The 12,373-nt window shown below is 35.2% G+C and carries 11 protein-coding genes; 8 read left to right on the top strand and 3 right to left on the bottom strand.

The annotated features are described in order from the left end of the window. Nucleotides 1-243 (top strand): autotransporter outer membrane beta-barrel domain-containing protein (locus ACFIQE_RS04825; RefSeq protein WP_375630187.1); only part of this gene is annotated, 243 nt, incomplete at its 5' end. Nucleotides 244-510: 267 nt separating this feature from the next. Beyond that, nucleotides 511-933: a nucleoside-diphosphate kinase gene (gene ndk, locus ACFIQE_RS04820; protein WP_375612918.1), complete on the top strand. Its 423-nt coding sequence runs from the start codon at nucleotides 511-513 to the stop codon at nucleotides 931-933. Between the two features lie 312 nt (nucleotides 934-1,245). Here the strand turns inward: ndk and pgsA are convergent, their stop codons facing one another. The 3 genes from pgsA to ACFIQE_RS04805 all read right to left on the bottom strand — a co-directional run bounded on the left by pgsA (nucleotide 1,246) and on the right by ACFIQE_RS04805 (nucleotide 5,135). Beyond that, entirely contained in the window at nucleotides 1,246-1,827 is a 582-nt protein-coding gene (gene pgsA / locus ACFIQE_RS04815) for a CDP-diacylglycerol--glycerol-3-phosphate 3-phosphatidyltransferase (RefSeq protein ID WP_273723320.1), read from the bottom strand. A gap of 72 nt (nucleotides 1,828-1,899) precedes the next feature. Beyond that, the gene (gene uvrC, locus ACFIQE_RS04810) at nucleotides 1,900-3,879 is read right to left on the bottom strand and encodes an excinuclease ABC subunit UvrC (RefSeq protein ID WP_375707332.1); all 1,980 of its coding nucleotides are present in this window, start codon (nucleotides 3,877-3,879) and stop codon (nucleotides 1,900-1,902) included. A 392-nt stretch (nucleotides 3,880-4,271) separates the two neighbouring features. After that, the gene (locus ACFIQE_RS04805) at nucleotides 4,272-5,135 is read right to left on the bottom strand and encodes a 23S rRNA (adenine(2030)-N(6))-methyltransferase RlmJ (RefSeq protein ID WP_375620751.1); all 864 of its coding nucleotides are present in this window, start codon (nucleotides 5,133-5,135) and stop codon (nucleotides 4,272-4,274) included. 1,643 nt (nucleotides 5,136-6,778) lie between these two features. Between ACFIQE_RS04805 and tatA the strand changes: the two genes are divergently transcribed. The 6 genes from tatA to ACFIQE_RS04775 all read left to right on the top strand — a co-directional run bounded on the left by tatA (nucleotide 6,779) and on the right by ACFIQE_RS04775 (nucleotide 11,825). Continuing rightward, entirely contained in the window at nucleotides 6,779-7,081 is a 303-nt protein-coding gene (gene tatA, locus ACFIQE_RS04800) for a twin-arginine translocase TatA/TatE family subunit (protein ID WP_375611300.1), read from the top strand. 55 nt (nucleotides 7,082-7,136) lie between these two features. Next, a complete protein-coding gene (locus ACFIQE_RS04795; protein WP_375620752.1) occupies nucleotides 7,137-7,577 on the top strand; it encodes a twin-arginine translocase subunit TatB in 441 nt (146 codons plus the stop codon). After that, complete coding sequence (tatC, locus tag ACFIQE_RS04790; protein ID WP_375620753.1) at nucleotides 7,574-8,356, top strand: twin-arginine translocase subunit TatC; 783 nt, start codon at nucleotides 7,574-7,576, stop codon at nucleotides 8,354-8,356. The genes ACFIQE_RS04795 and tatC overlap by 4 nt, the downstream gene beginning before the upstream one ends. Before the next feature lie 61 nt (nucleotides 8,357-8,417). Continuing rightward, nucleotides 8,418-9,695: a serine--tRNA ligase gene (gene serS, locus ACFIQE_RS04785; protein ID WP_375620754.1), complete on the top strand. Its 1,278-nt coding sequence runs from the start codon at nucleotides 8,418-8,420 to the stop codon at nucleotides 9,693-9,695. 133 nt (nucleotides 9,696-9,828) lie between these two features. Next, the gene (locus ACFIQE_RS04780; protein WP_273791164.1) at nucleotides 9,829-10,488 is read left to right on the top strand and encodes a protein-L-isoaspartate(D-aspartate) O-methyltransferase; all 660 of its coding nucleotides are present in this window, start codon (nucleotides 9,829-9,831) and stop codon (nucleotides 10,486-10,488) included. Between the two features lie 155 nt (nucleotides 10,489-10,643). Then, nucleotides 10,644-11,825 carry a peptidoglycan DD-metalloendopeptidase family protein gene (locus tag ACFIQE_RS04775; RefSeq protein ID WP_375630192.1) on the top strand — a complete coding sequence of 394 codons (1,182 nt, stop codon included), beginning with the start codon at nucleotides 10,644-10,646 and terminating at the stop codon, nucleotides 11,823-11,825. The last annotated feature ends 548 nt before the right edge of the window (nucleotides 11,826-12,373 follow it).

Here is a 12,373-nt window from a genome sequence, read left to right as displayed (position 1 = left end):
TCCTCATCGCTTGCGTATATTACAGCAGCATGGTTGCGTGAGAATAAAGATGACAATCAAACGTTAATTAATCAACGCCATCCATTTACCACTGACTTATCGGGGAATGCAGGTAAATTAGGAATAGGTTTAAGCAGTTTAGTGAGTGAGAAGTTAAAGTTATATGGTGAGGCACATTATATTAAAGGGCGTAAAACAAAACAGTCCCTTCAGGGTGTTTTAGGTGTACGCTATAGTTTCTAACGATATGGTTATTTTTTAATTGATCTCAATGATAATTTTGATGGAAAGCGTTGAGGAATATAAAAGAAGTTCAACATTTGCTAAGGAGCGGTAGCGCATCTTTATGATGGGATGAGCAATTGCAGGTGTTTTTATTAAAGTCTTCTTTATAATTCATTCTATATTTTTGAGAATTTGTATAGAATTTTGCAGAGTCACTTGGCAAAGGGCTCCTTGCTCGCTATAGAAATGGCTAGAGAATATTATAAATGAAATAAAGGTGGTTAAATGGCTTTAGAGCGTACTTTTTCGATGATTAAACCAGACGCAACCCGTCGTAATTTGACTGGCGCAATTACTAAAATGCTTGAGGATGCGGAGCTACGTGTTATTGCGTCTAAACGTGTCTGGATGAGCAAACGTGAGGCTGAAAAATTTTATGCTGTTCATAAAGAACGTCCTTTTTTTAGTGAATTGGTTGAATTCATGTCTTCTGGTCCAACCGTTGTACAAGTTTTGGAAGGTGAAAATGCAATAGCTAAAAACCGTGAAGTAATGGGGGCTACGAATCCTAGTGATGCAGAAGAAGGGACAATTCGTAAGGTTCATGCTTTATCGATTGGCGAAAATTCTGTCCATGGATCCGATAGTGCTGAAACGGCAAAAACAGAAATCGCCTTTTGGTTTCCTGAGGTAGAAATTGTTGGTTAATAAAGCGTATATAAGAAGCAAAAATCCGAAACACTATGTTTCGGTTTTTTGCTTATAAGATTATAGATTTTTTTGAAAGCATATAGAGCATTAATCGTTTTTTTAGCTTTTAATATTACAGCTGCTTTTACGAAAATATAAAGCCTATTTACTCTTTTTTGAATAGCTTTTATCTACACGTCCCCCTTATTTGTAATGTGCAAAACAGTGTTTGATTGATTTATCATTAATAAAAATAAATCAATCTTATGCTATTCTTATCTCTTATTTAAGTACAAAAAGATAAATTATCATTATAAATCCCCATACTCTTCATAGGATAACGTGTTTTAAACCTGCACGAAAATAATCCCACCCTGTCCACAATGTAAGGAGGGCAGAAATCCACAACATAGTAATGCCAAACTCTACTGTGTAAGGGAAAATTTTATTACCGGCTGGTCCAGCTAAAAGAAATACAATAGCGATCATCTGTACAAAAGTTTTCCATTTTGCAAGACGAGAGACAGGAACACTAACTTTTAACTCAGCCAAATATTCACGTAATCCTGATACAAGAATTTCTCGGCAAAGAATGATAATAGCTGCCCATAGTGTCCACCCAGCGATGGTACTGTCTGCGGCAAGCAAGAGCAAACAAGCAGAGACGAGAAGTTTATCGGCAATTGGATCTAACATGCGACCAATATTGGATGTTTGTTCCCAAATACGAGCAAGGTAACCGTCAAGAAAGTCAGTAATGGATGCAACGATAAAAATAGAAACAGCAATCCAGCGAGTGATATCACTTGATTGTAGTCGCCCTTCTAAAAAAAAGCATGCAACAACCATTGGGACTGCAACAATTCGTGCATAAGTTAAAATATTTGGAAAAGAAAAAGTATGATTTTTCATGGAGCCATTTTTAATTCTTGTGAAAGAGAATATATTTCCTAAACGTAACAAGGTGAAGGTTATGAAACAAGCCTATTTTTCATGAAAATGGTTATGAATTTTTTGTGCAATTGTCATAGAGATTCCCGTAACTTTTTTTAAATCTTCAAATGAGGCACTAGCAACAGCTTTGGCACTTCCAAAATGATGAAGTAACGCACGCTTTCTTGTTGGACCGATATTTTCGATTTCATCAAGTGGGTTTTTGAATGTTGCTTTTTTTCGTTTTATCCTATGAGTTCCAATCGCAAAACGGTGTGCTTCATCACGCAGACGTTGCAAAAAATAGAGGATAGGATCACGTGGAGGAAGTGTAAAGGGGGGAATACCTTTTATAAAAAATCGTTCACGTCCCGCATGACGGTCAACACCTTTGGCGATTCCAACAACTGTGAAGAGATCATTTAATTGTAATTCAGCAAGTATTGCATGTACGCTGTTGATTTGTCCTTCACCACCATCGATTAAGATAAGGTCAGGCCAAATGGGAAAAAGATCATCATCTTTTATGTCATGACTTCTATTTGGCAGATCATACTCTTTGATAAGGCGTGAAAATCTTCGTTTAATCACTTCTTTCATCATGCCAAAATCATCGCCAGGCGTGATATCTGTTGAGCGAATGTTGAATTTTCGATATTGATTTTTAATAAATCCCATTTGACCAGCAACAATCATAGCTCCTACAGCATTTGTTCCCATGATATGAGAATTGTCATAGACTTCTATCCGGCGTGGAGGAAAAGGTAGTTGGAATGTTTTAGCAAGACCTTGAAGCAATTTTGTATGGGTGGCTGTTTCAGAAAGCTTATGTTCAAGTGCTTCATGAGCATTGAGATAGGCACGATTAACAAGAGTTTTTCGTTCACCTTGTTTAGGTAAAGAGAGGGACACTTTGTGATTTGCTTTAAGACTAAATGCCTCTGTAAGAAGTGTCTTTTCTTCAATTTCTTCAGATAAAAGGATGCTTTTAGGAAGTGGTTTATCATCGTAAAATTGGGCAAGAAAACTCGCTAAAATTTCAGTGCGGGAAAAAGAGGGATCTGCTTTAGGAAAATAGGCACGGTTTCCCCAATTTTGCCCCATGCGAAAAAAGAACACTTGAATACAGGTCATTCCTTCTTTTTGCGCAATTGCAAATACATCCGCTTCTTTTATCGTTTGAGGATTAATACTTTGATGGCTTTGTATGTGAGAAAGGGCTGATAAGCGGTCACGATAGGAAGCTGCTTGTTCAAAATCAAGATTTTCTGCGGCTTTATGCATAGCTTGAACCATATCGTTTTTAATAGATTGATCTTTTCCCGAAAGGAACGCTTTTGCTCCTTTCACCAGTTCTTTATAATCACTGTCACTAATTTCATGAGTACAAGGTGCAGAACATCGCTTAATTTGATAAAGCAAACAGGGGCGTGTACGGTTTTCAAAAACTGAATCAGTACAGGTTCGTAATAAAAAGGCGCGTTGTAAAATATGAACTGTTTGTGTCACTGCACCAGCAGAAGCAAAAGGACCAAAATAGTGAGCTTTTCGTGTTCGAGCACCACGATGTTTGTAAAGTGCAGGCACTTGATGATCATCTGTAATCATAATATAAGGAAAACTTTTATCATCACGTAGGAGTACATTAAAATGTGGATGCAATCTTTTGATGAGATTGGCTTCTAAAAGGAGTGCTTCTGTTTCTGTATGGGTGACAATAAATTCCATATGATATGTTGCACGAATCATGCGGGTAATACGATTATTGTGTCCTTTTTCACGTGTATAGTTTGAAACACGTTTTTTGAGATTACGGGCTTTGCCAACATAGAGAATATCACCATTTTCACCAATCATCCGGTAAACCCCTGGCTTATGCGGAAGGTGTCTAACAAACTCTTGTATGAACTTGATACCTTGGAATTGATTTTTCTCATTGCTTTGATTGGCATTATGCCATGTAATATTAGAGAGAAAAGAAAGTTTTTCCCGTTCATTTTGCGGACAATTTGTATTATTTTTCAGGACCATTCCGTTTATTACGAATATGTTGTTTGTTTAATATATGAAATATTCTTTTTTGTTAAATAATGATTATTTATGTCTTTATAATTTTTTTCTATAAATAATATCTTATAACATAAGAGTATGATTTTAGAGAGCCGATCTTTCATAAAAAATATGAGAGTTGTTATTCTAAGACAGCTTTATGAATTTGCCCAATTTATCCATTAAAATGATTGAAATAAGAAATCCATGATGATTAAGAGGATAGGCTTTCTAAAAAAACAATTCACGCTGATCGTTATTAGCTTACCATTATAATATGTTGATATTATCCAAAGAATCAAAGAACTTTATCATTTAATGCCTTTGTATTTTACAACATGATATTTGATTTAGGAAAAATATTAGAGAAAGATCTAAAATAATAGATGTTCTTTTTGAAGCCACTTATGCGTTATTTTGGCATTTTCATCTTGTCCAAGACGGTTGATAAGAAAGGGGCTGAGTTTTTTCATTTCTTCTTCCAAAAGGTAGGGAGGGTTAATAATAATCATACCACTTCCATTCATTGTCGGTGGACTTGAATTTTTTCGGATACGCATTTCAAGCTGTAGAATCTTAGGAATTCCGGTTTGATAAAGCGCTTGAAGAAAACTTTCAATTTCTTTGTCATATTTAACAGGATACCATAAAGCGTAGATTCCTCCAGAAAAGCGACGATAGGCTTTCGTTAATCCATCAATAAGGCGGGAAAACTCTCCAGCTTTTTCAAAGGGAGGGTCAACAAGGATAAAACCACGTTTTTCTTTTGGTGGTACATGAGCATTTAAGGAAAGCCAACCATCTAAATGCAGAACTTTTGTTTGATAATCTCCTGCAAAGTTTTTTGCTAAAATATGATAATCTTCATTGTGCAATTCTATTGCGGTGAGGCGATCTTGTTTCCGTAATAATTGACGAATAAGAACAGGAGATCCAGGATAAAATACAATTTCTTTTTCCCCTTTATTGAGGGCATCAATGATATCACACCATGGACAAAGGAGTGTTCTTAAATCTTCTGGGATAGGAGTTGAAAAAAGTCGTTGGACACCTTCGCGCCACTCTCCTGTTTTATGTGCTTCTAAAGAAGAAAGGTCATAAATACCGATTCCAGCATGCGTATCTATAACGCGAAAAGCTTTTTCTTTGCGTTTGAGATATTCTACAATGCGAGTGACAATAATGTGTTTAAAAACATCAGCAAAATTGCCAGCATGATAAATATGCCGATAATTCATGGAGTAAACTCTATCATATGTATAACTGTACCGGATTATTAGCATAGAATAATAGAATTGATATCCATAAAAATACTCTTGTAGAAATCAAACAATACCCTCACTCCCAAATTATACACTACAGAAAAAATATTAATGTCATTAGAGCATTTATTCACAAGGCTATTTTTATATTATGAGATTAATCGTTAAAATTTTAATTTTTTTATATGAAAGATAGACAAGAAGAGACCAAACATTTCAATAGAGATATTTATGTTGTAAGAGAATTTTTTTATGACCGCGGACTCTTTCAGGAAAACTATAAAAAAACTCAATTAACGAGAATATTAGTGAAGTTTGTTGAAAAATTGAAGGGTATCTTTCAAATTCATTCATCAATTTGCTTGTTTAAAGATTAAAGAATTTCAAATGGTTGATAAAAACATTGTTACATTTATAAGTTTTTTAGCAAGCGTAAAATTATGGATAGAGCAATAAAGTGCTGGTGTTATAGTGATAGATTTTTGTAAAAGTGTGAATGAATTTCATTGCTTTAAGCGGAGCCAAAGCTTTACATTATACACGCTAAATAGCTAGGTTATTGTGTATGATGCTAAAATAAAACTTTTGAAAATTGATATGTGCTCTGCAAGCTATCTCAATCAAAATGAGGAATTTTAAACTAAAGTAAATAGGTTTATCTATCTCTAACACTGTATTATCGAGCGACTTTATGAGGTAATCTTATAAAAAAGGCTAGGATAAGAAATTCTTTTTATATGGATTATGCTTCGATACCATGCTTTTGATTGAATGTAATTTTCTATTCATGCCCATTCTGTTTTCAATACTGAGATAGGTTAAACACATGATATTATGAGAACGCATGCCCAGAATCCGGAGACATGTAATAGTTAGAGCATACAGTGGTTTAGAGAGCTGGTTATATGGAGGTATTTTACTGAATAAAGGCACAAGCTGGTACCTTTTTTATTTTTTAGCAGTATTGCCATACCTCTTGGCACTTGAGTTGGTTCATAAAGTACATTTTTACTCTTTCCGCTAATAGTTTTATTTACACGCCAGATATTTAATTGAATGCTATGATGGCTCATATTTCGTATTGTATATGGAATAATGGATAATAAAATTTCCACCCCAACGCAAAGAATAAATGTTGTGCGTAAGATGATCGTTTTTGAAGAGACTGATGATGTGTTAAGAAAGTTTTTTAGAGATTTTTCTTTCTGATTTTTTTAATTGAATACGTAAAATGTTTTACAGCATGTTATGATTTTTATCAGTAAAGGATAATTTGGCGGAAATGTTTGTAATGATATGTAAAGCATTGTTTAAAAGGAAAGACATTGGCTATAGTATTTACAGGAAGATGAGTAACCTAAGAGATCAGATGAAGTTATTTTAGAAAAGTTTTTAAGTGTTTTGAACTTTGTATGAAGTGGTTTATCATTTTTGAATGGTTTGTGTTATAATACGCTAAAAAAGGATGAGAGGATAAAAAGTTCTTTTTGCAATAAAAGCGTGTAATTGCTTTTAAGTTAAGAAGAAAATATATAAGTAAGATATTATATTTGATACATTCTTCAGAGGAAGCATGGATAAATGAAATCAAATTTAAAAGCATAAAGTTAGAGAGAATAATGGGTAATATTTTTTCACCAACGCATTTAATTATAATTTTATTGATTATCTTTGTGCTTTTCGGTCGCGGTAAAATTTCTGAATTAATGGGCGATGTTGCTAAAGGAATTAAAGCCTTCAAAAAAAATATGAAAGAAGAAGATGACGGCATTGAGGATAAAGTTGAAATGGCTCCTACTTCCCAAATGATTGATGTAGAATCTCAACAATCTCAACCGTTATCGGTAAAACATGCAACAGCGCGCAGAAAGGTTTCTTCTGTTTCTAAAAAAAGCAAAACATCTGTTGCTAAAAAACAGTAACAAAAACGCAATCATCATTGTGCAATATTTTTTGATGAGAAAGTCGAATTAAGAGATGTTTGGGATTGACGGACCAGAGTTTATCGTAATCTTACTTGTTCTCATCATTGTCGTTGGACCAAAAGATTTACCTAAAATATTAAAGACAGTAGCAAAGATAAGAGCGTATGTGTATTCAACAGCAAATGAATTTCGTCATCAGTTTGATGATGTAATAAAACAAATCGAGCGCGATGATTTGCAAAAAGTATGTTCGGATATTAGCAATTCAAGCAAGAAGTTGGCAGAAACTTTTGATCCCACTCAAAATATATTAGAGGATATCCACGATAATTGGGATGTTAAGGAAACACATCATAAATCAAAAAAAGATAAAGAAATTTTGGAATGTGATCAAAAGGTAATCAAGAAAGATATGACAGTTTCTATAGCTTCTCATCATTCTGAAAACATTTTTGTTTCTCCTAAAGATAAAGAAAAAGAAGATGTGTCATGAATGTAAAAAAAAATGAAGTTGATGCTAATATGGCTCCACTTTTAGAACATTTAATTGAACTTCGTCAGCGAATTATTTCTGCCTTGGTTGCATTTATGATCGCTTTTGTGATGTGTTTTCTTGTTAAAGATTATATCTTAAATTTTTTACTATGGCCATATCAGTGGGCAATGAAAATAGCAGGGGGTAACCCTGAGGGTATTCGTTTGCAATCAACGCAAGTATGGGAAACTTTTTTAACGAAGATGAAGCTTTCTGCTTTTGGGGGAATTATTTTATCTTTTCCCTATACGGCTTTTCAGTTTTATAGTTTTATTGCACCAGGGCTTTATAAAAATGAGCGGATGGCTTTTTTACCATTTCTCATTGGGGGGCCTATTTTATTTTGTATTGGGGGAGCGTTTGTTTATGGTCTATTAGCGCCAATAATACTATGGTTTAGCCTTTCTCAACAATTTCTTCCAGATGTTCATTTAAAAATAGAGTTTATAGTGCGTATTTCTGATTATTTGGGCTTTATGACATCATTTATCCTAATTTTTGGTTTGATTTTTCAATTACCTCTTGTCATCAGTCTTTTAACAAAAATTGGATTTTTAACGTCTCATGATTTGGTGTCTAAACGAAAATGGGCTATTTTGCTCTCTTTTATCATTGCGGCAATCATAACGCCGTCGGATTTTTTTACGATGTTTGCAGTGGCTTTACCAACAATAGCACTTTACGAGATTTCAATTTTAATTGCTTACAGTATAGAAAAGAGAAGAAAATCCGCTTAAGAAAAGTGTATAATCTTATGCGATAAGGAATGAATAAAAACAATATAAATGAGGAATTTTTATGCTTGATATTAAGTGGATTCGTGACAATCCTGAGAAATTAGATAAAGCACTCGTAAGTAGAGGTCTTGAGCCACAAGCTGAAAGGTTAATACAACTTGATCTTGCACGTCGGTCGCATATTGCTAAGGTGCAATTGGCGCAGGAACGTCGCAATGCTGTTTCAAAGGAAATAGGACAGGCTTTAGCGGTATCGGATCAGCAAATGGCTGAACGTCTTAGAGCTGAAGTTGAAGAGATTAAAGCTTTTCTTTCCTCTGCAACAGTGGAAGAAAAACAGCTGACGGAGAGTCTTGAGAAAATTCTTTCAGCACTTCCAAATATTCCATTAGATGATGTTCCAGAAGGTAAAGATGAAAGTGATAATGTCGTCATTCGACATTTTGGTACACCTCCAATATTTAATTTTACACCAAAGGAACATTTTGATCTTGGTCAAGATCTCAAACAGATGAATTTTGAACGAGCTAGTCGTTTGTCTGGAACACGTTTTACAGTACTTTCAGGGGCGTTAGCACGGCTAGAACGAGCATTAGGCCAATTTATGCTTGATGTGCATGTCAATGAGAATGGTTACACAGAAGTCTCAGTACCTCTTCTTGTTCGTGATGAGATTGTTTACGGAGCAGCACAATTACCGAAATTTGCTGAAGACCTTTTTCGTACAACAGATGGTCGATGGCTTATTTCCACAGCAGAAGTACCATTAACCAATTTGGTCAACGATGAAATTTTTGAAATATCAGATTTACCACTGCGATTTTCTTCTTTATCTCCCTGTTTTCGTTCAGAGGCGGGAGCAGCCGGTCGTGATACGCGCGGTATGTTGCGTCAGCATCAATTTTGGAAAGTTGAAATGGTCTCGATTACCAGTGAAGAGCAGTCTTTAATTGAATTGGAACGTATGACGGAATGTGCAGAAGATATATTAAAACGGCTTGGTTTGCCTTTTCGCACAGTGGTTCTTTCTACGGGTGATATGGGGTTTGCAGCGCGTAAAACCTATGACATCGAGGTTTGGCTTCCTGGTCAAGAATGTTATCGTGAAATTTCTAGCTGTTCAGTTTGTGGAGATTTTCAAGGTCGTCGTATGAATGCGCGCTATCGTAAAGACGGCGATAAAAAATTGCATTTTGTTCATAGCCTTAATGGTTCTGGTACGGCTGTTGGACGTTGTCTTATTGCTGTACTTGAAAATTATCAACAGGCTGATGGATCAATTATTATTCCAGATGTTTTACAACCTTATATGGGAGGCATGCGCTGTATTACTGCTTAATTTTACGAAAGGAGAGACAATATGCGTTTATTGCCAAGAGGTGATGATACACAGACGCAAGTTTTTGCCATTTTAAAAGAAGCAGTTTGTCAGTATGATAAAAGTGTACCTCCATTGGAGATTGAATGATACTATGGGGCAAAAGGGTATTTTACAATTTCGTGAGGAGTTAGCCGCTCTTGTACTGAAAATGCGTAGCAAAGGCATTGATGACGTGCGATTTTTTTCGGCATTAGAGAAAATTCCGCGTCAACAGTTTGTTGCTGCTCCTTGGTTCAATAGTGCTTATGATAATAAAGTTATTCCCCTTGAGTGTGGTGAATATATGGAACGTTTGGAAGAACAACTCTTAATTCTTTCGGCATTATCGTTGAAAAAAAGGCATCGTGTCTTAGAAATTGGTACAGGATCTGGTTTTTGTACTGCTCTTATGGCATGTCTGAGTGACCGTGTGACAACGATTGATCGTTATAAAACGCTTGTTGATTTAGCACGCCAAAAATTTCAAACTTTAGGAATTGAAAATATTGTTATACGGCAGATTGATGGAAGTCATAGCGTGACAGGCTTAGGATCATTTGATCGCATTCTTATTTGGCCATCACGTTTTGATGAACCAAAGGAATTTTTAGAACTTTTAGCTGAAAATGGAATTCTCATTCAGGCGATAGGACCTGACGAAGGGGTACAAACGGTGACGCGCTATACAAAAATTGGTAGTCGATTTGAGTGTTTAGAACTGTTCCAAGTGCGTTACCAACCTTTTATTAAAGGCATTGCGGAGATACTTTAATTTTTACAAGCTAAGAAGTTTCTGCAAATTGTCTACGTTAAGTTCATTTTGATCTTATATAAAGATATTTATGAATAAAACATCTCATTTTAACTCTTCGGTAATTTAAAAAAGCTTTAATGGAGTGAGTTGATTATTGATGAGTGAGCAAAACGATGTGTCTAAAAGCTTTGGATAATATTTTCCAGCATAATTTTCAGAGAATAACTTTGTTAGCGGTGGTAACTATTGTTGCTGGTTGTAGTTCTGGTACACAGCGTTTTTCCAATACGTTCTCTCATCGTACGGTATCATCTCAATCAAATATATCAAGCACTATGTATACAGACCCGCGAATGCTATCATACGGTAGTGGTATGATACAAAGCACTGAATTGCCACCTGTGGAATCAAGCGATGATTCGTGGGGAGATGATAATTCCCCCTATAATTTTCCACATCAAGATAGGATAACTTCTTCTGATGGTCGCGTTATGGGCTCCCCTCCACGTAATCTTGGAACACTTTCTCGTTCACAAATGGATAAATCTCCTATTTTTCGCCGGAATTCTTATATTGTCCAGAGTGGAGATACACTGCTCAATATTGCACGACAAGTAGGGGTTAGTGTTGAGGCATTAAAATTAGCAAATGGTATAAACAGCAATTCCATTTATATTGGTCAGGTACTGGTTGTTCCAAGCAGGCGTACATTAGCATCTTCAAATGCACACAATAATAACGATTGGGCAGTGTCAACAACAGAATCTGCATCCCAATCTCAAGTGATGTCCTCTATAAAAAACAAGAAGTCCTCTCCTATATATAAAGCTCCTGTAACAACGCCACCCTCTGCAAAGATGAACAAATCAAGTTCTGAGAAAAATTTTTCTAAACAGATGACGCAATTGAAACATGAGACTGGTTTGTCAAGTACTGTTACGAATACAGATAATATGACGACTCCGCAAGCCACAGGAATTTCTAAGATGCGTTGGCCAGTACGAGGGCGTTTATTAAGCCAGTTCGGTCAAAAAAAGGGAACAGTAATGAATCGAGGAATAGATATTGCAGTGCCTGAAGGGTCTTCGGTAAAGGCGGCAGAAAATGGTGTGGTTATTTACGCGGGAGATGGATTAAAAGAGCTTGGTAATGTTGTGATGATTCGACATGAAAATGATATTATCACTATTTATGGATGTAATAGTAAGCTTGTTGTTAACAAAGGACAAAGGATAAGGCGCGGTGATGAGATTGCTAAATCTGGTGTTTCAGGAAATGTTAAAACGCCACGTGTCTATTTTGAGATGCGTAAGAATTCATTACCTGTTGATCCCCTTAAATATTTAGAAAACTAATTTATTGATAACTTTGACATTTGAATAGTCTTACAGTTTATAGAAAATTCATGAAAAACAATTGATTTTCTTAAATCAATAACATAGCAGCAAAAAATCATTGGTTTCAGGAGAGTAGTTCGTTGGGGTCGTTAGATATTACCATCTTTGTATTTATGAAAGTGTAAGACAATAGTATCATACTGTTTGTCAGCTTTGAGTATTCCAATTGCTCTTGCATTTGAGAGAAGCATGAAAAAAGATATTTCACGCCTTTCTTAAAAAGTTTTTATCGACAGGCTCGTTTCATATGTGTGACGTGCAAGAAAATCGTTTTGATTAATTCAGAAGGTTTGAAATGAGATCGTTTTATTGTATTTAGATCTGTCATTTGATATCAAAAACGATAAATTATCTATATAAATTAAGTTTGTTCATTAGAAAAATTATCTTGTATAATTTATTGAGTTAGTGAAAAGATTTGTATTGTAGGATATACAATAGGGGAAAGTGAATCTATTTTTTAAGATTTTTCTCATTGTATTTTGGTATTCTGCCTCTTAAGGATT

Source organism: Bartonella sp. AA1HLJMS (genome assembly GCF_042197445.1).
In the GTDB taxonomy this organism is placed as follows: domain Bacteria; phylum Pseudomonadota; class Alphaproteobacteria; order Rhizobiales; family Rhizobiaceae; genus Bartonella.
The sequence above is the reverse complement of the archived record's forward strand: the minus strand, read 5'-3'. Positions and strand labels throughout refer to the sequence as shown.